We start from the raw sequence: 22,709 nt of genomic DNA on the forward strand, positions 1-22,709 counted from the left end.
GGCGCTACAGGTGATAATGCTTAAGCATCCTGCTTTAGCTTTGGCTGTTCTCGTCCTTCCTTGTACGACCAAGCAGGCTCAATGCTGCCTCTCGCGCCGATTTTTCGCAATATAATACCTGATAAATTTGCTCGGTTATTGGCATTTCCACGCCCACATGCGCAGCTAACGCTTTGACTTCTTTGGTATTTCTGTAGCCTTCTACAACTTGTCCGATAATGCGTTGCGCCTCATCCACGCTTTCGCCCTGCCCCAGCATCATGCCGAAACGGCGGTTGCGCGACTGATTATCGGTACAGGTCAGCACCAGATCGCCAAGACCCGCCATGCCCATAAAGGTCGTCGGATCGGCACCCAGCGCAGCACCGAGACGGCTCATCTCCGCCAGACCGCGGGTGATGAGTGCCGTACGCGCGTTGGCACCAAAGCCAATGCCGTCGGAGATTCCGGCACCAATCGCAATGACGTTTTTCACTGCGCCGCCCAGCTGCACGCCGATGAAGTCCGGATTGTTGTAAACGCGGAAGCTTTTGCCGCAGTGCAGCTTTTGCTGCAGATCGTCGGCAAACTGCGCGTCAGTGGCCGCCAGCGCAATCGCCGTCGGCAAACCGGCCGCCAGCTCTTTGGCAAAGGTCGGGCCGGAAATCACCGCCAGCGGAATGCTGTCGCCGAGGATTTCGCGCGCCACATCCTGCAGCAGCCGTCCGGTCTCTTTTTCCAGTCCTTTGGTCGCCCAGACAATGCGTGAGTCGGCACGCAGCAGCGGTTTGAGCTGCATCAGCACGTCGCCGAACACATGGCTTGGCACTACCACCAGCAGATCGCGGCTGGCGCTGACGACGCGGGCCAGATCGGCTTCAGGAACGAGATTATCGGGGAAAGGAACATCGGGCAGGAAAGCGGTATTGCATCGGTCAGCCTGCAGCTGCGCCACGCTTTGCGGATTGTGGCCCCACAGCAGCACCGGGTGGCCATTACGGGCCAGCGTAATGGCCAGTGCGGTGCCGTACGAGCCGGCACCGATGACGCTAATCGAAGCGTTGAGTGTAGTCATCAGGCATCCTGACGTGGCGCTTCGCCTTCACCCTGCTGCTGCAGATAATTCATGAACAGCGCATCAAAGTTGACCGGCGCCAGATTGAGCTGAGGGAAGGTACCGCGTGACACCAGGCTGGTGACACATTCACGCGCATACGGGAACAGAATGTTCGGGCAGTAAGCGCCGAGGCAATGTGCCATCTGCGTGCCTTCGATACCGCTGATGGTGAAGATACCGGCCTGCTGTACTTCGCACAGGAACGCGGTGTCTTCGCCCACGGTGGCGGTGACAGTAACGCGCAGCACGACTTCATACACTTCATCCGCCAGCTGAGAAGAGGCGGTGTCCAGATCCAGCTTCACTTCCGGTTCCCACTCTTTCTGGAAAACCTGAGGTGCGTTTGGCGCTTCAAATGAGACGTCTTTGGTGTAAACGCGTTGAATCTGGAACTGCATTTCGTTGCTGCTATGCTCTGACATGTTACTGAATCCTTTAAGTGAAAATTGTCGGTCGAAAATGTTATGCGCGGAGCAAGGGATCGAGTCCCTGACGCCCGTCCAGCGCGTAGAGATCGTCACAGCCGCCAATGTGCTGCGCGTCAATAAAGATCTGTGGCACCGTGGTGCGGCCGCTGCGTTTGATCATCTCTTCGCGCTTTACCGCGTCCCCATCAATGGGAATCTCCTGGTATGACACGCCTTTTTGATCCAGCAACGCCTTCGCCCGGTGGCAGTAAGGACAGGTCACTTTGGTGTAAATCTCAACATTAGCCATGCGGTGATACCTCAGGAAGTTATTTACCGCGAACCAGCGGCAGGTTTTCGCCACTCCAGCCGCTCACACCATCTTTCAGCACGGTCACTTTGTCAAAACCCGCTGCGCTAAGGGTGGCTGCCGGTTCTGCGGCGCTCTGGCCGGTGGCACATACCACAATTATGGGCTGCGACTTGTGCTTTTCCAGCTCGCCGAAGCTGCCTTTTTTGATATCGGCTGCGGCGATGTTAATAGCCCCTGAAATGTGTCCTTTGCGATAGTCGTCGCGTGAACGAACGTCTACCACCACCGCATCCTCTTTGTTGATCAGGTGGGTTGCTTCACCACGGCTGATGGTTTTTACCTTAGAGAACATTCCTTTAACGGTGGTTACAATCACCAGAATAAGTAAAGCGACCCATGCCAGACTAAGGATGGGGTGATTGCTTGCAAACTGCATAATTTCTTGCATGAGGGGTAACGACTCCAGACCGGGGCTAATAAGCTAAAACAAGGGTTCTGAGTATACCTGCGCCACTTCGCATGTACAGTCGCGAAGCGGGCAGAGTTACGATTTGTGCGTCATTTTCCAAAAAAAGTGTTCTAATCGCAAAATTGAGACAATCTTTATCCCGCTAAGCTGTGGCCGACATCTTTCGTAAAGCAAAACCCGGCCGGGATAACTGGTAAGCGGCTGTTCATCGTGGAATAATTATCGACTATGAAGGGAAAAGCGACCGTTACACACACAAGGACCCGTTACAACGACCCGGCATCTCCGTTGTCATTTCGCTGGTCCGATATCTCCCTTAGCCTGCTTTGTGCGGGTGCGTTGCTGTTGCCCGTCGCCGCGCATAGCGCCGATGACAGCAAAACGCAGCTAAAGTCCATTCAGCAGGACATCGCCGAAAAAGAGAAAAGCGTTAAAGCGCAGAAGCTGCAGCGCAGTAAGCTGCTGGATCAGCTGCAGAGTCAGGAAAAAGTGATTGCCCAGGCCAGTCGCCAGCTGCGTGAAACCCGCAATAGCCTGAGCGCGCTGAACGGCGAAATCGCCCAAACCACCGCCGCCATTGCCCGGCTGGAAAAGCAGCAGGCGCAGCAGGAAAAACTGCTGGCGCAGCAGCTGGATGCCGCGTTTCGTCAGGGCCAGCACAACGCCGTACAGCTGCTGCTCGGCGGTGAAGAAGCACAGCGCAGCGAACGTATTCTGGCCTATTTTGGCTACCTCAATGCCGCCCGGCAAAAAAACATCGACGAGCTTAAGCAGACTCAGCAGGAACTGGCGCAGCAGCGTCAGGCGCTGCAGGGCAAGCAGGAGCAGCAAAAGTCGCTGTTAGCGCAGCAGCAGACGCAACAGAACAAGCTGGAAACCGCCAGCGCCGCACGCAAGAAAACACTGTCCGCACTGGAGAGCGCGCTGGAGAAAGACCAGGCCGATCTGGTCGAGATGCGTCAGAACGAAAGCCGCCTGCAGGACAAAATCGCCAAAGCCGAACGTGAGGCGCGCGAACGGGCGCAACGCGAAGCGCGCGAGGCGGAAAAAGTGCGCCAGCGTCAGGCCCAGGCAAAAGCCAAAGGCTCCAGCTATTCCCCTACGCAAAGCGAGCGCGAGCTGATGGCGCGCACCGGCGGCCTTGGCCGGCCGGGCGGACAGGCCACCTGGCCAGTGCGCGGTCGCATTGAACATCGCTTTGGTGAAGCAATGCAGGGCGAACTGCGCTGGAAAGGTCTGGTGATTGATGCGCCGGAAGGCACTGAAGTCAAAGCCATTGCTGATGGTCGCGTGCTGATGGCCGACTGGCTGCAAGGCTACGGCCTGGTTGTGGTCGTCGAACACGGTAAAGGCGATATGAGCCTTTATGGCTACAATCAGAGCGCGTTGGTGAGCGTCGGTGCGCAGGTGAAGGCAGGACAGCCTATCGCCCTCGTGGGCACCAGCGGCGGCCGCGGCACGCCCTCGCTCTACTTTGAAATTCGTCGTCAGGGACAGGCCGTCAACCCACTGCCGTGGTTAGGAAGATAAGTGTTGTTTCAGTCCCAAAAGCTTAGCGCCGCCCTGTGCGGGCTGTTTTTTACCTTTGCCGCCCATGCGGGAAAACTGGCTATCGTCATTGACGACTTCGGCTACCGCCCGGCTGAAGAGAATAAAGTGCTGCAGATGCCCGCCGCGGTTTCTGTGGCGGTGCTACCCAATGCGCCTCATGCGCGTGATATGGCAACCAAAGCGCATCAGGGTGGTCATGAGGTGCTGATTCACCTGCCGATGGCGCCGCTGAGCAAACAGCCGCTGGAGAAGGACACGCTGACGCCGGAGATGAGCAGCGAAGAGATCGCGCGCATCGTGCGTGAAGCCAGCAACAAAGTGCCGTATGCGGTTGGCCTGAACAACCATATGGGCAGCAAAATGACCTCCAGCCTGCCCGGCATGCAGAAAGTGATGCAGGTGCTCAATCACTACAACTACTACTTTCTCGATAGCATGACCATTGGCAACAGCCAGTCGGTCCCGGCCGCACAGGGCACGCAGGTTAAGGTGCTGAAGCGGCGCGTATTCCTCGACGACAGCCAGAATGAAGCGGCGATTCGCACCCAGTTCACCCGCGCAGTGAAGCTGGCACAGCGCGATGGCTACACCATCGCTATTGGCCATCCGCATCCCACCACGGTACGGGTGTTGCAGCAGATGTTGCCGACGCTACCGGGCGATATCACCCTGGTCCGCCCCAGCCAGTTGCTCAACGAACCGCTGCGCCAGGGCGCTACGCCGCCGGCCAGCACGCCGGTGAAACCGCGCACCCCGGTATTCCGTGCGCCGGGCGTGTGTAAGCCTGCACAGCCGCTGCCTGCCGTACCGCAGAGTCGTGCGGTGGAGGTGGTGACAGAGAGCATTACCGGCAGTCCACTCGTGCAGTCGCTTAAACAGCTATTCTGATTATCAGGCGCAGCGTGCTGCGCCTTATTTAACGCCACACCTTTTCCGCGCAAGGATATCGGAACAGATGACGTCAACCAGAAAGAAAATTCTGCTGCTGGATACCGGGCGCGAATGGGGCGGTGGTACCAACAGCATGCTGGAATTACTCAAGCGCATCGATCGCCAGCGTTTCGCTATCACCTGCTGTTTTTATCAGAATTATGCGCGTGGCAATCAGGAGACCATTGCCTCGGTATTAGAGGCGATCGGCATTCCGGTGACATTTATTGCGCAGCGTCGCCAGCCGCTCTGGGCAAAAATCACCAAAGAGTTGCTGCGCACCCTGCTGTTTTTTAACCGCGCGGTGAAAAAAAACGCCATCGACCGCATCGATCGCCAGTGGCGCATGCAGCCTAACGCCCGCCAAATCGCGACGATTTTACGCGACGGTGGCTATGATGCGCTGTACATGAATAATCAGCCCAGCACCAACGTTGAAGGCTATCTCGCCGCTGAACAGACTCACGTGGCGTTAATTCAGCACTGCCGCATTGATCCGTTACTCAATAATGCGCTGGTCAAGATGATTAATCGGCATTGTGATGCGGTGATTGCCGTGTCACAGGGCGTACACCGCACCCTGAGCGAAAGCGGTGTTGATGCGCAGCGCTGCTTTACCGTATCCAACGCTATCGATATTCATCAGCCGCTGCCGGTGCGTGAGGCGGTGCGTCAGCGCTTTGATTATCCCGCCGATACCTTTATTTTCGGCTCCATCGGTTCCCTGATTGCGCGTAAATCTAACCATCATATTTTGCAGGCGTTAGGTGCATTCAGCCGCGCGCATCCTGCCGCTAAATGGAAAATGGTGATCGTCGGTGCCGGCCCGGAGCAGCAGCACTTACAGCAGCTGGCGCAAAAAGAGGGGATTGCCGCGCAGGTTATTTTTACCGGCTTTCAAAATAACGCACTGGATTATCTGGCGGCATTCGATACGTTTATTCTCGCCTCAGCCAGTGAAGGGCTGCCGCGCGTGGTGCTGGAAGCGATGCTGGTGAATACGGCGGTGATAGGTTCGAATGTCGTCGGTACGTCGGAATTAATTCAACACGGCGAGACCGGTTTACTGTTTGACTATGGCAATACGCAACAGCTTAGCCAGCATCTTAGCGCGCTGTGGCAGGATACTGCACTGCGCCAGCGTTTAATCGCCGCCGCCGCCGCCCGGGTGCGCGAGCGCTATAGCATCGAACATTACGTGTCGGGCGTGGAAAACATTCTGGAAAACGTCATGGAGAGAAAAAAGCATGTTTGATTTTTTAAATAAACACCGTCGCTACATTCTCTCGCGCCACAACATTCCCGCCACGCAGGCGGATGCGCAGGGCACCATTGCCGTTAGTTCCGTAGTCATCCCCTGTACCGGCGCTGATTACATTGAAGAAGCGGTGCTCAGCGCTTATTTTGCCAGCCGCTGCGCCGACACCATCAGCGAAATTGTCATTGTCAGCGATCAGCCTTCCAGCGCTTTTCCGCCGCTGCCGGCACGCGTGCGTGTGGTGACGCTGGAGGTGCCGTTTCGTGAAGAAAACTACCGCTATAAACAGATCTACCGCAGCCGCCTGATTAAACTTCAGGCCCCCTTGCAGGCAACCGGTGAAGGTATATTGATGATCGATTCCGATCTCAATTTATTAAAAACGCCGGATATTGCGATGCGTGAGCATCATCTGTACAGCAGCTTCCGTCAGGGCAAGATGATCGCCAAACTGGCCGGCGCGCCAGAAGAACATATTCCGGCCTATTACCACCACACCGTTCGCCCTTATTTGCAGGATCACGTGAATGGCGCCTATCTGGCGGCCTCCCGTCGCACATGGCAGCGTATTTGTCCGCTGTGGCTGACGTTATTTAATGATACCTGGGAATTGATGAACGACGACCAGCCGCCAACCGATCAGCTACCGCTCGCTGCCCTGCTCGACCTGCTGGATCTCCGCACGGTCAATCTGGGCGAATGGGCTAACTGGCCGGTGTCGAAACGCATTGGTGGTCAGTCGGCCGTGATTCCACCGCAGGTGATTGGCGCGCATGGCGGCTTTCCCTTAAGTGAATGGCAAAAATATTTGCAGGATCCGCACCAGCCGCTGAGCTTCAAAGGCCAGGATTACACGCGTAAGGTGCGTTACCTGACCGATGCGGAAAAACAGCAATCCTGAGCGTCACCGGCCCGCAGGCCGGTGTGTCGTTTAATCCCAGCTCAGCACCACTTTGCCTGAACGCCCGGAACGCATCTCGTCGAAGCCCTGCTGGAAGTCGTCGATGTGATAGCGATGCGTGATGATCGGCGTCAGATCGAGGCCGGACTGAATCAGCGCGGCCATTTTGTACCAGGTTTCAAACATCTCACGGCCGTAAATCCCCTTGATAAACAGCCCCTTGAAGATAACCTGATTCCAGTCAATCGACATTTCACCCGGCGGAATGCCCAGCAGCGCGATGCGTCCGCCGTGATTCATGGTCTCCAGCAGGGTACGAAACGCCGGCGGCGCGCCGGACATCTCCAGTCCGACATCAAAGCCTTCGGTCATCCCCAGTTCCGTCATCACCTCGCGCAGATTCTGCTGCGCCACGTTGACCGCACGCGTCACGCCCATTTCACGCGCCAGCCCGAGGCGGTACTCATTGATGTCAGTGATCACCACGTTTCGTGCGCCGACGTGCTTACACACCGCTGCCGCCATAATGCCAATCGGTCCGGCACCGGAGATCAGCACGTCTTCACCTACCAAATCAAACGAGAGCGCGGTATGCACCGCGTTACCGAACGGATCGAAAATCGCCGCCAGCTCGTCGGAAATATTGTCGGGAATTTTGAACGCGTTAAACGCCGGGATCACCAGATATTCAGCGAAGCAGCCCTGACGATTAACCCCGACACCCACGGTATTACGGCATAAATGGGTACGGCCGGCGCGACAGTTGCGGCAGTGGCCACAGGTGATGTGACCTTCACCCGATACGCGATCGCCAATGGCGAAACCCTTCACTTCCTGACCGATGCCGACCACTTCACCCACGTATTCGTGGCCGGTGATCATCGGCACCGGAATGGTTTTGCGCGACCAGTCGTCCCAGTTATAGATATGCACATCGGTGCCACAGATGGCGGTTTTGCGGATTTTAATCAGCAGATCGTTATGACCGGGCTCCGGCACCGGCGCGTCGTGCACCATCCAGATCCCCTCTTCCGCTTTCAGTTTAGCCAGTGCTTTCATCCGTTGGCTCCTGCAGTGATAACCCCTAACTGATGTCCGATGCGCGTGAAGGCCGCCACCGCGTGCTCCAGCTGCGCCTGAGTGTGGCCGGCAGAAATCTGCGTGCGAATGCGCGCCTGGCCCTGTGGCACCACCGGATAGAAGAAGCCGGTAACGTAGATGCCTTCCTGCTGGAGCAGACTGGCAAACTGCTGCGCCACTTTGGCATCGCCCAGCATCACCGGAATGATGGCGTGATCGGCACCGGCCAGCGTAAAGCCCGCGGCGGTCATTTTTTCCCGGAAGAAGCGGGCGTTTTCCCACAGCCGCTGCCGCAGCCCATCGCCTTCGTTCAGCAGATCCAGCACGCGCAGCGACGCGGCCACAATCGCCGGTGCCAGCGAGTTAGAAAACAGATAAGGGCGCGAGCGCTGACGCAGCCATTCAACCACCTCGCGTTTTGCCGCCACGTAACCGCCGGACGCACCGCCCAGCGCTTTACCCAGCGTGCCGGTCAGAATATCCACGCGATCCATCACGCCGCAGTATTCATGCGTGCCGCGTCCGCTTGCGCCGACAAAGCCCACCGCGTGCGAGTCATCCACCATCACCAGCGCATTAAACTCATCGGCCAGGTCGCAAATGCCCTGCAGGTTAGCGATCACGCCATCCATGGAGAACACGCCGTCGGTGGCAATCAGCAGATGGCGCGCGCCTTTGTCGCGGGCCTCCTGCAGGCGCGCGCGCAGCTCAGCCATATCATTGTTGGCGTAACGATAGCGCTGGGCTTTGCACAGGCGGATGCCGTCGATGATCGACGCATGGTTGAGCGCATCCGAGATAATCGCGTCTTCCGCGCCCAGCAGGGTCTCAAACAGCCCGCCGTTGGCGTCGAAGCATGAGGAGAACAGGATAGCTTCTTCCATGCCGAGGAACTCCGCCAGCCGGCGCTCCAGCAGCTGATGGCTGTCCTGCGTGCCGCAGATAAAACGCACCGACGCCATGCCAAAACCATGCGTATCCATACCGTCTTTGGCGGCCTGAATCAGCGCCGGATGGTTCGCAAGGCCGAGATAGTTATTGGCGCAGAAGTTAATCACCGGCGGGCTATTGGCGACGTTGATTTCCGCCTGCTGCGCCGAGGTCAGGGTGCGCTCCTGTTTGAACAATCCGTCCTGCCGCGTTGTCTCAAGCTGTTGCCGGATTTGTGAATAGAACTGATCGGACATGATTCTGCTCCTCAGATAGCAAAATTTTGGCACATATTACTGATCGAAAAGCGAATGGACGACAATTCAGCCAGGGAAATCTCCGTTTTGCAGCATAGTTCACGCGGCGCGCAGGATTTGTGCAGCGCGATCGGCGTCATCTGGCTGTCCGCATCGGGCTGAAATGTTATGATGTTAGGTATTCGTGCGTGAAACCTCCTGTTTCACCCCAACTGTTTAAAGGCAAAGCATATGATTATCGTAACCGGCGGCGCGGGCATGATTGGCAGCAACATTGTGAAAGCGCTCAACGATCGCGGTCATACCGATATCCTGGTGGTGGATAATCTGAAAGATGGCACCAAATTCGTGAACCTCGCGGATCTGGACATCGCGGATTACATGGATAAAGAGGAATTCCTCACTTACATCATGTCGGGTGAAGATCTGGGTCCGATTGAAGCGGTGTTCCATGAAGGTGCCTGTTCAGCCACCACCGAGTGGGACGGTAAGTACATGATGGACAACAACTATCAGTACTCAAAAGATCTGCTGCACTTCTGCCTCGAACGTGAAATTCCGTTCCTGTATGCCTCATCGGCCGCCACCTACGGCGGGCGTAACGAGAACTTCATTGAAGAGCGCCAGTACGAGCAGCCGCTCAACGTGTACGGCTACTCAAAAATGCTGTTCGACCACTATGTCCGCCAGATTCTGCCGGAAGCGGATTCACCAGTGTGCGGCTTCCGCTATTTCAACGTGTACGGGCCGCGTGAAGGCCACAAAGGCAGCATGGCGAGCGTCGCGTTCCACCTCAACACGCAGATCAGTAACGGTGAAAATCCTAAGCTGTTCGAGGGCAGCGACAGCTTCCGTCGTGACTTCATCCACGTCGATGATGTGGTGGCAGTCAATCTGTGGTGCTGGGAAAACGGTGTATCCGGCATCTATAACTGCGGTACCGGCCGCGCCGAATCTTTCCAGGAAGTGGCGGATGCGGTGCTGAAGTTCCACCAGCAAGGCCAGATCGAATACATCCCGTTCCCGGACAAACTGAAAGGGCGCTACCAGGCCTTTACGCAGGCTGATCTCAGCAAACTGCGCGCCGCGGGCTATGACAAACCGTTTAAAACCGTTGCCCAGGGCGTAGGCGAATATATGGCCTGGCTGAACCGTCACGCATAAGGAAACCGGCACCGGCGATGAAAATTCTGGTTATTGGCCCCTCCTGGGTCGGCGATATGATGATGTCGCAAAGTCTCTATCGCACGCTGAAACAGGCGCACCCTGAGGCGGTAATTGATGTGATGGCGCCGGCCTGGTGCCGGCCGCTGCTGTCACGCATGCCGGAAGTGAATCAGGCGCTGGCGATGCCGCTTGGCCACGGTGCGCTGGCGCTGGGTGAGCGCCGTCGCCTGGGCAAAGCGCTGCGGGCCAGCGGTTACGATCGCGCCTATGTGCTGCCAAACTCGTTTAAATCGGCGCTGGTGCCGTTTTTTGCCGGCATCAAACGCCGCATCGGCTGGCGCGGCGAAATGCGCTATGGCGTGCTGAATGACGTGCGGGTGCTGGACAAAGCCGCGTTTCCCTTAATGGTGGAGCGCTATGTGGCGCTGGGCTATGACCAGCCGGTTGCGGCGGCAGCACAGTTGCCTCAGCCGCTGTTGTGGCCGCAGCTGCGCGTCGACGACGATGAAAAACGCATGACCGCGGCGCAGTTTGCGCTGTCGGCGGATCGCCCGGCCATCGGCTTCTGCCCCGGTGCCGAGTTTGGTCCCGCGAAGCGCTGGCCACACTATCACTACGCCGCGCTGGCGGCACAGCTGATTACTGAAGGCTATCAGGTGCTGCTGTTCGGCTCGGCTAAAGATCGGGAAACCGGCGAGGCGATCCTGCAGGCGCTGCCGGACACGGCACGCGCGCACTGCCGCAATCTGGCGGGCGAAACGCAGCTGGAGCAGGCGGTGATTCTGATCGCCCACTGTGCTGCGGTCGTCAGCAATGATTCCGGACTGATGCACATTGCCGCCGCGCTCAACCGGCCGCTGGTGGCGCTGTATGGCCCGAGCAGCCCGGATTTCACGCCGCCGCTATCCCATCAGGCGCGCATCATTCGCCTGATTACCGGCTACCACAAAGTGCGCAAAGGCGATGCCGCAGAGGGCTATCACCAGAGCCTGATTGATATTCAACCGGCACGCGTGCATCAGGAACTCAATGAGTTACTGCATCCGGTGCAGGAGTAACCATGCACGTTTTGATTGTTAAAACCTCGTCGATGGGTGATGTACTGCACACGTTGCCGGCACTGACCGATGCGATGCAGGCGATTCCCGGCATTCTCTTCGACTGGGTGGTGGAAGAGAATTTTGCGCAGATCCCCGGCTGGCATCCGGCCGTCGATAAAGTCCTGCCGGTGGCGATTCGTCGCTGGCGCAAACACTGGTTTGGCAGCCAGCAGCGCGAAGAGCGCGTGCAATTCAAACGCGAGCTGCAGTCACGTCAGTACGACGTGGTGATTGATGCCCAGGGGCTGATTAAAAGCGCCGCGCTGGTGACGCGCCTCGCCAAAGGCATCAAACATGGTCAGGACAGCCGCAGCGCACGTGAACCGTTCGCCAGCTGGTGGTATGACAAGCGTCATGAGATTGGTAAGCAGCAGCACGCCGTGGAACGCACGCGCGAACTGTTCGCGAAAAGTCTGGGCTATGAAAAACCGGCCACGCAGGGCGACTATGCCATTGCCGGTCATTTTCTCGCGGCACAACCGCAGGATAGCCAACCGTACCTGGTGTTTCTGCACGCCACAACGCGCGACAACAAACACTGGCCGGAAGATCACTGGCGCCAGCTCATCGCGCGGGTTCAGCCCACTGGCCTGCGCGTCAGGCTGCCGTGGGGCGCCGAACACGAGCACCAGCGCGCGCAGCGGCTGGCAGCAGGGTTTGATCATGCAGAGGTGTTGCCGAAGCTGACGCTGGAGCAGGTGGCGCAGCAGCTGGCGGGCGCCCGGGCGGTGGTCTCGGTGGATACCGGTTTGAGCCATCTGACCGCCGCGCTGGATCGCCCCAACATCACCCTGTTCGGCCCGACTGACCCGGGTCTGATTGGTGGCTATGGCAGGAATCAGCATGCGTTACGGCCCGCGCAGGGCAGCAGCAGCATGGCAGACATTCAGCCTGACGACGTGATGGCCATGCTGGCTGAGATCGCGCTGTAACGCGATTGGGCTGTTTAGCGCTGCTGGTGCTTCAGCTGCGCAAATTCAGTGAGCGTCATGCCCTGCGTCCGGGTCGCCAGCCAGCTGAACAGGTCTTCCAGATCGTCATACAGGCGTTCAATATCAGCCTCCGTTTTAAATGTGGGGCTGCCATCTGGCATAAACTCGGATGAATGCAGCATGAACTCCACATAGTCGTTGCCCTGTGCGAGCGTCTGTTCTGCCACCTGTTTCATCTGGGCCAGATTCCCCCCCACCGGACGCAGCCAGTTCACTGAAGGTCCACGCTGCCTGCCGCGGATGCCATTCCACATTTTTTTAAGCTGATTGGTCAGCGTGCCATAGCGATACTGAATGCTCATCGGAAGTTCCAGCAGCGGGCTGTCGCCCGGCCTGGAAATATCCTGTTCATCAAGGAAATAAGCGCGATCGGGGAAATGGCTGTAATCCGTTCCGCCCTGTCCCTGCGGTGCACCCTGCGCATTACGCCAGCTCACGCGCGGCGTAACCGAGCAGTCAACCAGATAGCCCTGATCGATCAAGGCGCGGGCGTACACTTCATTAAATGCCCAGCGGCCGGCGCGGTGGCTGGTCATTTTACGCTGAAAAGCGTTCTCCAGCAGATCGGTCATAAAGGCGACTTTATCGCGCAGGACGTTTTCCGGATATTCGATCAGATAAGGTTGGTAACGCCACTCATCGTCGGTCAGCGCATATTCAGGTGGACTGTACCAGGCATGTAAATGCATACCGATTTCGCCCTGACCGCGCGCCAGCAGATCGCGCCCGAACTCGACATAAGCCGGGTCACTGGCCATCTCATAGTTGGTCAGCCAGGTCGGTTTAAAAGCGTATTTCTCACACAGCGCCTGGAAGCGCGGTAAAAACCGGACGTTATGGGTAGTGACCTTGCCGCTGCGATTGCGCCACAGGTTATCCCCTTCGGTATCAAGGGTAATTAAAAAGGCAGGTTTTTCCATAACTTATCCGGTGAATTACAGTGTTATAATCGCTATGGTACGCAACGCTCCTGACGGGCGCAAACTTTTCCCATGCGGGTTCAGGGGGAAGTCGATAGCGGTATAAGATTAGTTAAACTAGAATAATTTAAACTCTTCACTGGCCTGAATTTTAGCAATTAACCGAGCGCACGTTCGTGTAAAATTACCTGGCCATAAAAATAATTAATTGAATTTTCTTATATTAAGTCCTGATAGCACCGGGAATGATAGCAGCTAAGTCTTTACAGCAGACTGGCATGTAGGGGTAAAAAATTTTGTCGAAACGCATTTTAATGGTGATTGATGGCCTGCCGGGCGGCGGCGCCGAAAAAGTCGTACTGACTCTGGCGGGGGGCTTCCTCAGTCAGGGACACCAGGTTTCGATCTTCTCTTTGCGGAAGGTATGTGATTACCCTATTCCGGCTGGCGTGGATTACCAGGTGATTCTTGATCGCTGTAACCACCCGTGGCGCAAGCTGACAGAAACATGGCGCCGCGCGCGTCTGCTGGATCGTGCGGTGCGCGACAGTGAAGCGCGGCACGGCAAATTTGATCTGATCCTCTCTCATCTGCATAAAACCGACCGCATTGTCAGGCAAACGCCGGCGCTCGATGGAGACAGGACCTGGTTCTGTCTGCACGGCGTGTTTTCTGCTTCGTATCTGGCACGTAAAACCGGCTTCTCGCTGTGGCTGAAGCGGCTGAAAATCCGTCACGTTTATCAGGATCGCCAAATCGTTGGGGTTTCGCAGTACGTCATCGACGATATGGTGCAAAACATTGGCGTACAGCCCCGCCAGGCCAAAGTGATCGCCAATCCTTTCGATTTTGACAGCCTCGCCCGGCTGGCCGCTGAACCTTGCCCGTTAGCCGGCACCGATTTCCTGGTGCACGTGGGACGCTTCCATGAAACCAAACGCCATGACCGCCTGCTCGAAGCCTATGCCCTGAGTGGCATCACCGCGCCGCTGGTTTTACTGGGTCAGGGAAGCGAAAAAATAACGCAAAAATTGCGTGAGCAGGCGCAGAATTCAGGCATTGCGGAGCGCGTGCGCTTCGAGGGTTTTCAGCGCAACCCGTATCCCTGGATACGGCACGCGCGCCTGCTGGTGGTCAGCTCCGACAGTGAAGGTTTTGGTAATGTGCTGGTCGAAGCCCTGAGCTGCGGCACCCCGGTGGTCAGTACGCGCTGTCCGGGCGGTCCTGTTTCGATCCTCACCGGCGAACTGTCACACGGTCTGGCAGAGATGAATGCAACATCGCTGGCAGAAAAAATGCGAGAAATTTATACAACTCCCCCCAGGTTGCAACATCTGGACTTAAGCATTTATAGTTTGAGCGTTGTTTGCCAGCAATACCTGCAGCTTATTCAGGTGGCGGAGACGTCATTTTCAACCACGCAGCACGTTTCAGGTTAACAGGTCCCCCATGACGGTGTGACCGAATCATGGGGATGACTACTTGACGTACGTACTACTGTTTATTCTTTTTTCGCCGGTCAAATGGGTGATGAAGTTTGTTCATGGCCGCACCGGTAAAAATCTGGTGATACAGACCGCTAAAATTGGCGACTATATTAATATCACGCCGTTATTATCCCACCTGGGAAAAAGCGATGCCCTGCTGAGCTATAGTGTCGCCCCGCTGGCTGAACGTGACGCCACGCTGGAGCACATCTGGTATATCGAAGATCACCGCTCCGGTTTGATGAAAAAAATAAAACTGGTGTGGCAGCTGCTCAATCGCTACGACAATATTTATTTGCTGCATCCCACCAATCTCAATTTATTTATTGCCGCCTGCTGCAATGCCAGCAACAAACAATTTCTTTCCAGCTATCGGCGCAAAGGCTATCAGGGCCTGTTTTATTTAACGGCCAGCGGCGTGGTTTATCACGAGAAAAATACCTTAACGCTGGAAAATTACCTGAAACTGGCCGATCGCTCTTTTACCAAAGAGAGTTATCCCAAACATGCCACCCTGCCACTGTGGCAACCGGAAACGCTGCCCGCGGAAATTACGCAGGCGCCGGGCATCCGCATTGGTATTAGCGTAACGGCAGGGAATCAGGCCAAAACCATTCCGCCGTTAATCTGGTGTCGGCTTTTCGACCACCTGAGCGATCTCCCCTGCACTTTTTTTGCTTTCGGCGCACCGAATGAACAATCACGCGTTCAGGAGTTGTTTAAAGTTGCCGGTCAGCGAAACAATCTGGTGAGTCTGGTAGGTAAAATTCCGCTCGAGGCGCTGCCTGCCGCCATTAACGAGATGGATTTCTATATCGCCTCAGATTCCGGCAATGTGTATATTGCCGACGCGCAACAGGTACCGGTGATTTTAATTTATGGTCCCTGCTGCGTAGAGGAGCAAAGGCCGCTGGGTGACGTGCTCTTAATTGGCCCGAACCACATCGCGCCCTCTTCGTTTGTGTTCGCTGCGCAATACAAATTTGCCCATCCGGTTGAACAGCTGTTCGAGCTGGATGAACGCAAGCTAAATGATATCCATGATTTTATCCGCACCCGGCAGCAGCAGCGCCTGGCGCGACGGAACAACGAAGAACATGACAGCGCAGCCCGATAGCTCATCCCCGCTACTCAGTCTCATTATCCCGATGTTTAACGCTGGTGCTGACTTTACCGGCTGTATCAATGCATTGCTGGCGCAAACCCTGACGTCGCTGGAGATCATCATTGTTGATGATGGCTCCACCGACGGTTCCGGCGAGCGCGCCGACGCGCTGGCGCAGCAGTACCCACATATCCAGGTGATTCATCAGCCGAACGGTGGCGTGTCGCGTGCGCGCAATGCCGGGCTGGCCGTGGCGCGGGGTAAATACGTCAGCTTTCCTGACGCCGACGACACCATGGACCCGGCGATGTACCAGACGCTGGTCGACATGGCGGAGCGCGATCGGCTGGACGCTGCGCAGTGCAACGCCGAGTGGTTTTTCAAGGCCAGCCAGACAATTAAGCCGATGATTCCGCGGGATCGCCTCACCAGCACTGGCGTGTTAAGCGGGCCGGAGTGGCTCGACAAGGCGCTGAAAACCCGGCGTTACCTGCACGTCGTGTGGCTCGGTATCTACCGCCGTGAGCTGATCGAACAGCTTAATCTGCAGTTTGAACCCGGTCTGCATCATCAGGACATCCCGTGGACCACTGAGTTCATGCTCAATGTGCAGCGCGTGCGCTACACCGATCGGGTGCTGTATCGCTACTACATGCACGATGCGTCGATCAGCAACCGCAAGCGCACCGGCCAGCACAACGTCGACTATCAGCGTCACTACCTGAAAATCGCGCGCATGCTGGAAGAGATCAATACGCGCTATCGTCACAAGGTGAAGATTTACCCGAGCTTCCACGCGCAGATTACCCGCGAAGCGCTCAGCGTGTGCCACGCTATCCGGCGCGAACCGGACGCCGCAGCGCGCCAGGCAATGATCGCCGATCTGTTTAGCAGCCAGACGCACAAACGCATGCTGCGCAATGCGCGCGGCGCGCGTCAGTGGTATCAGCTGCTGCTGTGGCTGAGCCGCATTTATCGCTGGCGCAATAAATAAGCGCCCGCCGCGGCTTTAACCCCTCCAGGGTTTGCCCTACAATCAGCTCACTGAATTTTGAGATGATTTGAGTATGGCAAGCCCGATTCCAGCCCACTTTGCACCGCAAAATATTTTGCTGATAAAGCTGCGTCATCATGGCGATATGCTGCTGACCACGCCTGCCATCAATGCGCTGCGCCAGCGCTATCCGCAGGCCAACATTGATGTGCTGCTGTACAAAGAGACGCGCCCGATGCTGGAAGCGCATCCGGCGATCCGTCAGCTGCATATCATCGATCGCAACTGGAAAAAGGAAGGCGGCTGGCAGAAGTTTCGCCATGAGGTCGCGCTGGTGCGGGCGGTGCGCGCCTGCCATTACGATGTGGTGATTAATCTGGCCGACCAGTGGCGCAGCGCCATTATTACCGGCCTGTCCGGTGCGCCGGTGCGCATTGGCTTTGCGTACCGCAAGCGCGACAACGCGTTCTGGCGCTGGTGCCATAACCAGCTGGTTTCCACCGACCGTCACCATCAGCTGCATACCGTGGAACAAAACATGACGGCGCTGCAGCCGCTCGGCATTCCCACCGCCGGGGCGACAGCCTCCATGCATTTCAGCGCCGCCGACCAGCAAAAAGTGCAGGACGTCCTCGCTCAGCAGTCGATTACCGGCCCGTTTGTGGTGCTGCAGCCCACCTCGCGCTGGGTTTTTAAGTGCTGGGAAGATGAAAAGGTGGCGCAGCTGATTGATGCGCTGGCCGCTGATGGTCGCAGCGTGGTGCTGACCGCCGCGCCCGATCAGAAAGAGCTGGCGATGATCGCCCATATCCAGTCGCTGTGCCGCACGCCGAACGTGGTGTCGCTGGCAGGCCAGCTCTCGCTGCCGCAGCTGGCGGCGCTGATCGACGCCGCACAGCTGTTTATTGGCGTCGATTCCGCACCAATGCACATGGCCGCGGCGCTGCAGACGCCGTGCCTGGCGCTGTTCGGCCCGACCAAGCTGCAGCACTGGCGCCCGTGGGGCGACAATAACCGCGTTATCTGGGCGGGCGACTATGCGCCGCTGCCGTCACCGGATTCGATCAATACCAATACCGAGCAGCGCTATCTGTCTGCCATCCCGGTTGAGGATGTGCTTGCCGCCGCCAGGAGCCTTTTGCATGACTAAGTTACGGCTGGCGATTGTCCGGCAGAAATACCGGCCGGACGGCGGTGCCGAGCGTTTTATCTCACGCGCGCTGGAAGCGCTGGACGGCGAGCAGCTCGATCTCAACATCATTACCCGCAGCTGGCAGGGCACGCCGAACCCGGCCTGGCACCTGCACATCTGCAATCCGGCAAAGTTCGGCCGCATCTCGCGTGAACGCGGCTTTGCCCGCGCGGCGCGCGCCTGCTGGGAGCGGGAAAAGTTCGATATCGTACAGAGCCACGAGCGCATCGCCGGCTGCGATATTTTCCGCGCCGGCGACGGTGTGCATCGCGTATGGCTGGAGCAGCGCGCGCGCATTGTTTCGCCGTGGCAGCGGCTGAGCGCCAGCCTGAGCCCGTATCATCGCTATGTGCTGCAGGCGGAAGCGGAGATGTTCAACGCGCCCTCGCTGAAAGCGGTGATCTGTAATTCGCACATGGTGAAGCAGGATATTTTGCGCCACTTCGCGCTGGATGCCAGCAAAATCCACGTGATTCACAACGCCATTGATAGCCAGCGTTTTCAGCCTGCCAGCGATACGCTGCGTCACGCCGCGCGTCAGCGACTCAACCTGCCGCAGGACGCCACGGTGATGATCTACGTCGGCTCCGGCTTCGAACGCAAAGGGCTAAAGGCCGCTATCGAAGCGGTCGCTAATAGCGATCGCTACCTGGTGGTGGTCGGCCAGGACAAACAGCTGGCGCGCTATCAGCAGCTGGCGAACCAGCTTAACTGTCTTGACCGCCTGCGCTTTGCGGGCGTGCAGCAGGACGTTCAGCCGTTTTATCACGCTGCCGATGCGCTGCTGTTGCCAACGCTGTACGATCCGTTCCCCAATGTGGTGCTGGAGGCGATGGCCTGCGGGCTGGCAATCATTACCAGCACCGGCTGCGGCGGCGCAGAATTTATCACCAACGGTGAACAGGGTTTTGTCTGCGATGCGTTGGATATCAAAGCGTTAAACGAAGCGGTAATAGCGACGCCCGCACTTTCGCACAATCCGGCGCTGGGCGAAGCCGCACGTCGCAAAATTGAACCTTATGGTCCGCAGAGACTGGCGCAGGCACTGACTTCGCTTTATCAGCACGTCCTGCAAACCCGTTGACGAAGTGGTATGAGCAGGCGGTCAGTTTCTGTTAACATGCCGCCTTTCCTGTGTTTTTTGACGCGAACTGGTCGTAACCTTAACTATGACGACTCTCTATACAGCCCTGCTTTATCTGATTCAGCCACTGATCTGGCTGCGCCTGTGGCTGCGCGGTCGAAAAGCACCGGCCTATCGCAAACGCTGGGCGGAGCGCTACGGCTACTGCAGCGGTAAAGTGGCGCCGCACGGCATTGTGCTGCACTCGGTTTCGGTCGGTGAAACGCTCGCCGCCGTACCGCTGGTGCGCGCGTTGCGTCATCGCTATCCGACGCTGCCCATTACCGTGACCACCATGACGCCCACCGGCTCCGAGCGCGCCCAGTCGGCGTTTGGCAAAGACGTGCACCACGTCTATCTGCCGTACGATTTGCCCGGTTCAATCAACCGTTTCCTCGATACCGTCGACCCGCGGCTGGTGATTATCATGGAAACCGAGCTGTGGCCGAACATCATTCGCATTCTGCATCAGCGCCAGATTCCGCTGGTGATTGCCAATGCGCGCCTGTCTGAACGCTCCGCCAGAGGTTATAAAAAGCTCGGCGGTTTCATGCGTGACCTGCTGCAGCGCATTACGCTGATCGCCGCGCAGAACGTTGAGGACGGCGATCGTTTCCTCAGCCTTGGCCTGAAGCGCTCGCACCTGGCCGTGACCGGCAGTCTTAAGTTTGATATCTCCGTTACGCCGGAGCTGGCGGCACGCGCGGTGACACTGCGCCGCCAGTGGGCATCGCGCCGGCCGGTGTGGATCGCCACCAGCACGCACGAGGGCGAAGAGGCCATCGTGCTCGACGCCCATCGTCGCCTGCTGCAACAGTTCCCGGACCTGCTGCTGATTCTGGTGCCGCGCCATCCGGAACGTTTTAAAGATGCCTGCAACCTGACGCAAAAACGCGGCTTCAGCTTTACCCTGCGCAGCAGCGGCGAGATCCCCTCCAGCGCCACGCAGGTGGTGATTGGCGATACCATGGGCGAACTGATGCTGCTGTACGGCATCGCCGATCTGGCCTTTGTTGGCGGCAGCCTGGTGGAGCGCGGCGGCCACAATCCGCTCGAGCCCGCTGCACATGCCATTCCGGTGCTGATGGGCCCGCACATCTGGAACTTCAAAGATATCTGCGCCCGTCTGCAACAGGCGGAAGGGCTGATCACCGTTACTGATGTGGTGTCGCTGGAAAAAGAAGTGGCGAACCTGCTGCAGGATGACGATTATCGCCGCTACTACGGCCGCCACGCGGTAGACGTGCTGCACCAGAATCAGGGCGCACTGCAGCGTCTGCTACAGTTACTCGAACCGCATCTGCCTCCACGAGCTCATTAACGCATGTCGCAACGCCAACGTCTCTCCGTGGTGATGATCGCCAAAAACGAAGCTGAACTCCTTCCGGAGGCGCTGGCTTCCGTCAGCTGGGCAGATGAAATCATTCTGCTGGATTCGGGCAGCAGCGATGCGACCATCGAGGTGGCACGCGCGCACGGTGCGCGGGTCTATCAGGCAGACGGCTGGGCCGGCTTTGGCAAGCAGCGTCAGCGCGCCCAGGCCTTTGCCAGCGGCGATATGATTCTGATGCTGGATGCCGATGAACGGGTTACGCCAGAACTGCGCCGTGCCATTGAGCAGGTGCTGACACAGCCACCCAGCGATAAGGTTTATAGTCTCGGGCGCAGTAATCTGTTTCTCGGCCGCTTTATGCGCCACAGCGGCTGGTATCCCGACCGCGTGCTGCGCCTCTATCCGCGCCATCTGCGCTATAACGACAATCTGGTGCACGAATCGCTGGAGACGCAGGGCACGCCGGTGGTGGCGCTGCCGGGTGATTTGCAGCACCTGACCTGCCGCGACCTGATCGCCTTCCAGCGCAAGCAGATGAACTATGCCGAAGCCTGGGCGCAGGAGCGCTTTCAGCGCGGCAAGCGCTGCAGTATTCTCTCTGTTTTCAGCCACACCGCAGGCGCGTTTATTAAGACGCTGCTGCTGCGCGCCGGTTTTCTCGATGGTAAACAGGGCTGGATTCTGGCGGTGGTCAACGCACAATACACCTTTAACAAATACTCGGCGCTCTGGGCGCTGCATCACACCTCAACACAGGGCCGCGTATGAGCACAAAAGCGATTTATCCCGGCACGTTTGACCCGATGACGCTGGGCCATCTGGATATCGTCACGCGCGCAGCGCAGATGTTTGATCGCATCGTGCTGGCAATTGCCGCCAGCCCGAGTAAGAAGCCGCTGTTTAGCCTTGATGAACGTGTCGATCTGGCGCGCCAGGTTACGGCCCATCTGCCCAATGTTGAGGTGGTTGGCTTTAGCGATTTGATGGCGAATTTTGCCCAGGCGCAGAACGCGAACGTGCTGGTGCGCGGTCTGCGTGCGGTATCGGACTTTGAGTATGAGCTGCAGCTGGCGCACATGAACCGTCATCTGCTGCCCACGCTGGAGAGCGTGTTTCTGATGCCGTCCGAAGGCTTCTCATTTGTCTCATCGTCGCTGGTCAAGGAAGTAGCGCGCCATCAGGGTGACGTGCAGGCATTTCTGCCTGCCGTGGTGCATCAGGCGCTGCTGGCGAAGCTGGCGCAGCCGTAATCAGTGCTGGCAGCGTGGACACCAGAAGGTGCTGCGCTGACCGTGTTTACCGCTGAGGATCGGCGTACCGCAGGCGCGACAGGGCTCGCCTGCGCGGCCATACACCTGCAGCTGCTGCGCAAAATAGCCCGGCTTACCGTCGGTTTGCAGGAAATCACGCAGCGTGGTGCCGCCCTGCTCAATCGAACGCAGCAGTACGGCTTTGATGGTGTTCGCCAGCAGTTCCGCTTCCGCTTCACTCAGGCTCATCGCCGGACGATCGGGTAAGATCCCGGCGGTAAATAGCGATTCGCTGGCATAGATGTTCCCCACGCCCACCACCACTTTGTTATCCATCAGCCACTGCTTGATCACCGTGCGTTTGCCGCGCGACTTTTCATACAGATACCCGCCGCTGAAGACATCACTCAGCGGTTCCGGCCCGAGGTGCGCCAGCACACTGCTGCCTTCCGGATCGGTAGTCCACAGCCAGGCGCCAAAACGCCGCGGATCGGTATAGCGCAGCACTTTGCCATTGCTCATCACCAAATCGACGTGGTCGTGCTTCGCAGCCGGCAGTTCGCCGGGCAGAACGCGCAGGCTGCCGGACATGCCAAGATGAATGATGATCCAGCCGTGCGGCAGCTCCAGCAGCAGATACTTGGCGCGGCGCTGTACGCTGAGCACCGGCTGGTCGCTCAGCGCATGGATTTCATGGGAAACCGGCCAGCGCAGACGCGGATTGCGCACAATGGCATGCAGAATGGTTTCTCCCACCAGGTGAGGTTCTATACCGCGTCGGCTGGTTTCTACCTCAGGTAATTCAGGCATCTCATCTCCTCAACGTAGCGCAGAAACAAAAAACCCGGCCGGAG

Annotated in this window: 23 protein-coding genes; 15 read left to right on the forward strand and 8 right to left on the reverse strand. The window is 57.8% G+C overall.

All coding sequences use genetic code 11. The features are described 5' to 3' along the window. Positions 1 to 34: 34 nt before the first annotated feature. From gpsA to AC6I79_RS19580, 4 genes are read right to left on the reverse strand one after another with little or no spacing between them, the layout of a single operon-like run. On the reverse strand, positions 35 to 1,054 hold the full coding sequence (gene gpsA, locus AC6I79_RS19565; protein ID WP_021507053.1) for an NAD(P)H-dependent glycerol-3-phosphate dehydrogenase: 1,020 nt from the start codon (positions 1,052 to 1,054) through the stop codon (positions 35 to 37). Further along, on the reverse strand, positions 1,054 to 1,518 hold the full coding sequence (gene secB, locus AC6I79_RS19570) for a protein-export chaperone SecB (protein ID WP_021507054.1): 465 nt from the start codon (positions 1,516 to 1,518) through the stop codon (positions 1,054 to 1,056). The genes gpsA and secB overlap by 1 nt, the downstream gene beginning before the upstream one ends. A gap of 40 nt (positions 1,519 to 1,558) precedes the next feature. Next, positions 1,559 to 1,813 carry a glutaredoxin 3 gene (gene grxC / locus AC6I79_RS19575; protein ID WP_010616518.1) on the reverse strand — a complete coding sequence of 85 codons (255 nt, stop codon included), beginning with the start codon at positions 1,811 to 1,813 and terminating at the stop codon, positions 1,559 to 1,561. A 19-nt stretch (positions 1,814 to 1,832) separates the two neighbouring features. Beyond that, complete coding sequence (locus AC6I79_RS19580) at positions 1,833 to 2,264, reverse strand: rhodanese-like domain-containing protein (protein WP_058759412.1); 432 nt, start codon at positions 2,262 to 2,264, stop codon at positions 1,833 to 1,835. A gap of 249 nt (positions 2,265 to 2,513) precedes the next feature. Here AC6I79_RS19580 and envC point away from each other — a divergent pair, with 249 nt between their 5' ends. From envC to AC6I79_RS19600, 4 genes are all read left to right on the forward strand, one after another. Then, on the forward strand, positions 2,514 to 3,815 hold the full coding sequence (gene envC, locus AC6I79_RS19585; RefSeq protein WP_104094245.1) for a murein hydrolase activator EnvC: 1,302 nt from the start codon (positions 2,514 to 2,516) through the stop codon (positions 3,813 to 3,815). A gap of 3 nt (positions 3,816 to 3,818) precedes the next feature. Beyond that, positions 3,819 to 4,724, forward strand: coding sequence for a divergent polysaccharide deacetylase family protein (locus AC6I79_RS19590; protein WP_104094275.1), 906 nt, complete (start codon positions 3,819 to 3,821; stop codon positions 4,722 to 4,724). Positions 4,725 to 4,791: 67 nt separating this feature from the next. After that, positions 4,792 to 6,021, forward strand: a complete 1,230-nt coding sequence (locus tag AC6I79_RS19595; protein ID WP_104094246.1) for a glycosyltransferase — start codon at positions 4,792 to 4,794, stop codon at positions 6,019 to 6,021. Continuing rightward, entirely contained in the window at positions 6,014 to 6,925 is a 912-nt protein-coding gene (locus AC6I79_RS19600) for a hypothetical protein (RefSeq protein WP_058775481.1), read from the forward strand. Before AC6I79_RS19595 ends, AC6I79_RS19600 begins: the two co-directional genes overlap by 8 nt. A 30-nt stretch (positions 6,926 to 6,955) precedes the next feature. On the opposite strand, the gene tdh is transcribed toward AC6I79_RS19600, so the two are convergent. Together tdh and AC6I79_RS19610 are read right to left on the reverse strand one after the other, a co-directional pair. Continuing rightward, entirely contained in the window at positions 6,956 to 7,984 is a 1,029-nt protein-coding gene (gene tdh / locus AC6I79_RS19605; protein ID WP_058759416.1) for an L-threonine 3-dehydrogenase, read from the reverse strand. After that, entirely contained in the window at positions 7,981 to 9,192 is a 1,212-nt protein-coding gene (locus tag AC6I79_RS19610) for a glycine C-acetyltransferase (RefSeq protein WP_159377802.1), read from the reverse strand. Before AC6I79_RS19610 ends, tdh begins: the two co-directional genes overlap by 4 nt. A gap of 231 nt (positions 9,193 to 9,423) precedes the next feature. Between AC6I79_RS19610 and rfaD the strand changes: the two genes are divergently transcribed. The 3 genes from rfaD to rfaC are packed head-to-tail and all read left to right on the forward strand — an operon-like array spanning position 9,424 to position 12,391. Then, positions 9,424 to 10,356: an ADP-glyceromanno-heptose 6-epimerase gene (gene rfaD, locus AC6I79_RS19615; protein ID WP_021507062.1), complete on the forward strand. Its 933-nt coding sequence runs from the start codon at positions 9,424 to 9,426 to the stop codon at positions 10,354 to 10,356. Between the two features lie 17 nt (positions 10,357 to 10,373). Continuing rightward, the gene (rfaF, locus tag AC6I79_RS19620) at positions 10,374 to 11,417 is read left to right on the forward strand and encodes an ADP-heptose--LPS heptosyltransferase RfaF (RefSeq protein ID WP_104189248.1); all 1,044 of its coding nucleotides are present in this window, start codon (positions 10,374 to 10,376) and stop codon (positions 11,415 to 11,417) included. Positions 11,418 to 11,419: 2 nt separating this feature from the next. Then, entirely contained in the window at positions 11,420 to 12,391 is a 972-nt protein-coding gene (rfaC, locus tag AC6I79_RS19625) for a lipopolysaccharide heptosyltransferase RfaC (RefSeq protein ID WP_159377803.1), read from the forward strand. A gap of 14 nt (positions 12,392 to 12,405) precedes the next feature. Here the strand turns inward: rfaC and AC6I79_RS19630 are convergent, their stop codons facing one another. Beyond that, positions 12,406 to 13,371 (reverse strand): polysaccharide deacetylase family protein, encoded by a 966-nt coding sequence (locus tag AC6I79_RS19630; RefSeq protein WP_159377804.1) that lies wholly within the window; start codon positions 13,369 to 13,371, stop codon positions 12,406 to 12,408. A 314-nt stretch (positions 13,372 to 13,685) separates the two neighbouring features. On the opposite strand from AC6I79_RS19630, the gene AC6I79_RS19635 reads away from it, so the two are divergent. The 8 genes from AC6I79_RS19635 to coaD all read left to right on the forward strand — a co-directional run bounded on the left by AC6I79_RS19635 (position 13,686) and on the right by coaD (position 21,855). Further along, on the forward strand, positions 13,686 to 14,810 hold the full coding sequence (locus AC6I79_RS19635; protein ID WP_159377817.1) for a glycosyltransferase: 1,125 nt from the start codon (positions 13,686 to 13,688) through the stop codon (positions 14,808 to 14,810). Between the two features lie 43 nt (positions 14,811 to 14,853). Further along, complete coding sequence (locus AC6I79_RS19640; protein ID WP_058759423.1) at positions 14,854 to 15,975, forward strand: glycosyltransferase family 9 protein; 1,122 nt, start codon at positions 14,854 to 14,856, stop codon at positions 15,973 to 15,975. Next, positions 15,956 to 16,957 (forward strand): glycosyltransferase, encoded by a 1,002-nt coding sequence (locus tag AC6I79_RS19645; protein WP_072208994.1) that lies wholly within the window; start codon positions 15,956 to 15,958, stop codon positions 16,955 to 16,957. Before AC6I79_RS19640 ends, AC6I79_RS19645 begins: the two co-directional genes overlap by 20 nt. Before the next feature lie 73 nt (positions 16,958 to 17,030). After that, complete coding sequence (rfaQ, locus tag AC6I79_RS19650) at positions 17,031 to 18,107, forward strand: putative lipopolysaccharide heptosyltransferase III (RefSeq protein ID WP_021507069.1); 1,077 nt, start codon at positions 17,031 to 17,033, stop codon at positions 18,105 to 18,107. After that, complete coding sequence (locus AC6I79_RS19655) at positions 18,100 to 19,233, forward strand: glycosyltransferase family 4 protein (protein WP_159377805.1); 1,134 nt, start codon at positions 18,100 to 18,102, stop codon at positions 19,231 to 19,233. Before rfaQ ends, AC6I79_RS19655 begins: the two co-directional genes overlap by 8 nt. 85 nt (positions 19,234 to 19,318) lie before the next feature. Next, the gene (waaA, locus tag AC6I79_RS19660) at positions 19,319 to 20,593 is read left to right on the forward strand and encodes a lipid IV(A) 3-deoxy-D-manno-octulosonic acid transferase (protein WP_021507071.1); all 1,275 of its coding nucleotides are present in this window, start codon (positions 19,319 to 19,321) and stop codon (positions 20,591 to 20,593) included. Positions 20,594 to 20,596: 3 nt separating this feature from the next. Beyond that, positions 20,597 to 21,373: a glycosyltransferase family 2 protein gene (locus AC6I79_RS19665; protein ID WP_498027487.1), complete on the forward strand. Its 777-nt coding sequence runs from the start codon at positions 20,597 to 20,599 to the stop codon at positions 21,371 to 21,373. Further along, positions 21,370 to 21,855 (forward strand): pantetheine-phosphate adenylyltransferase, encoded by a 486-nt coding sequence (gene coaD, locus AC6I79_RS19670; protein ID WP_021507073.1) that lies wholly within the window; start codon positions 21,370 to 21,372, stop codon positions 21,853 to 21,855. Before AC6I79_RS19665 ends, coaD begins: the two co-directional genes overlap by 4 nt. On the opposite strand, the gene mutM is transcribed toward coaD, so the two are convergent. Continuing rightward, the gene (mutM, locus tag AC6I79_RS19675; protein ID WP_159377806.1) at positions 21,856 to 22,665 is read right to left on the reverse strand and encodes a bifunctional DNA-formamidopyrimidine glycosylase/DNA-(apurinic or apyrimidinic site) lyase; all 810 of its coding nucleotides are present in this window, start codon (positions 22,663 to 22,665) and stop codon (positions 21,856 to 21,858) included. Between the last annotated feature and the right edge of the window lie 44 nt (positions 22,666 to 22,709).

The organism is gamma proteobacterium symbiont of Scutellera amethystina, from assembly GCF_059730845.1.

What these genes read in the sequence shown, in the direction of transcription:
- gpsA (WP_021507053.1), bottom strand. Translation starts at nt 1,054, where the DNA reads ATGACTACACTCAACGCTTCGATTAGCGTCATCGGTGCCGGCTCGTAC.
- secB (WP_021507054.1), bottom strand. Translation starts at nt 1,518, where the DNA reads ATGTCAGAGCATAGCAGCAACGAAATGCAGTTCCAGATTCAACGCGTT.
- grxC (WP_010616518.1), bottom strand. Translation starts at nt 1,813, where the DNA reads ATGGCTAATGTTGAGATTTACACCAAAGTGACCTGTCCTTACTGCCAC.
- AC6I79_RS19580 (WP_058759412.1), bottom strand. Translation starts at nt 2,264, where the DNA reads ATGCAAGAAATTATGCAGTTTGCAAGCAATCACCCCATCCTTAGTCTG.
- envC (WP_104094245.1), top strand. Translation starts at nt 2,514, where the DNA reads ATGAAGGGAAAAGCGACCGTTACACACACAAGGACCCGTTACAACGAC.
- AC6I79_RS19595 (WP_104094246.1), top strand. Translation starts at nt 4,792, where the DNA reads ATGACGTCAACCAGAAAGAAAATTCTGCTGCTGGATACCGGGCGCGAA.
- AC6I79_RS19600 (WP_058775481.1), top strand. Translation starts at nt 6,014, where the DNA reads ATGTTTGATTTTTTAAATAAACACCGTCGCTACATTCTCTCGCGCCAC.
- tdh (WP_058759416.1), bottom strand. Translation starts at nt 7,984, where the DNA reads ATGAAAGCACTGGCTAAACTGAAAGCGGAAGAGGGGATCTGGATGGTG.
- AC6I79_RS19610 (WP_159377802.1), bottom strand. Translation starts at nt 9,192, where the DNA reads ATGTCCGATCAGTTCTATTCACAAATCCGGCAACAGCTTGAGACAACG.
- rfaD (WP_021507062.1), top strand. Translation starts at nt 9,424, where the DNA reads ATGATTATCGTAACCGGCGGCGCGGGCATGATTGGCAGCAACATTGTG.
- rfaF (WP_104189248.1), top strand. Translation starts at nt 10,374, where the DNA reads ATGAAAATTCTGGTTATTGGCCCCTCCTGGGTCGGCGATATGATGATG.
- rfaC (WP_159377803.1), top strand. Translation starts at nt 11,420, where the DNA reads ATGCACGTTTTGATTGTTAAAACCTCGTCGATGGGTGATGTACTGCAC.
- AC6I79_RS19630 (WP_159377804.1), bottom strand. Translation starts at nt 13,371, where the DNA reads ATGGAAAAACCTGCCTTTTTAATTACCCTTGATACCGAAGGGGATAAC.
- AC6I79_RS19635 (WP_159377817.1), top strand. Translation starts at nt 13,686, where the DNA reads ATGGTGATTGATGGCCTGCCGGGCGGCGGCGCCGAAAAAGTCGTACTG.
- AC6I79_RS19645 (WP_072208994.1), top strand. Translation starts at nt 15,956, where the DNA reads ATGACAGCGCAGCCCGATAGCTCATCCCCGCTACTCAGTCTCATTATC.
- rfaQ (WP_021507069.1), top strand. Translation starts at nt 17,031, where the DNA reads ATGGCAAGCCCGATTCCAGCCCACTTTGCACCGCAAAATATTTTGCTG.
- AC6I79_RS19655 (WP_159377805.1), top strand. Translation starts at nt 18,100, where the DNA reads ATGACTAAGTTACGGCTGGCGATTGTCCGGCAGAAATACCGGCCGGAC.
- waaA (WP_021507071.1), top strand. Translation starts at nt 19,319, where the DNA reads ATGACGACTCTCTATACAGCCCTGCTTTATCTGATTCAGCCACTGATC.
- AC6I79_RS19665 (WP_498027487.1), top strand. Translation starts at nt 20,597, where the DNA reads ATGTCGCAACGCCAACGTCTCTCCGTGGTGATGATCGCCAAAAACGAA.
- coaD (WP_021507073.1), top strand. Translation starts at nt 21,370, where the DNA reads ATGAGCACAAAAGCGATTTATCCCGGCACGTTTGACCCGATGACGCTG.
- mutM (WP_159377806.1), bottom strand. Translation starts at nt 22,665, where the DNA reads ATGCCTGAATTACCTGAGGTAGAAACCAGCCGACGCGGTATAGAACCT.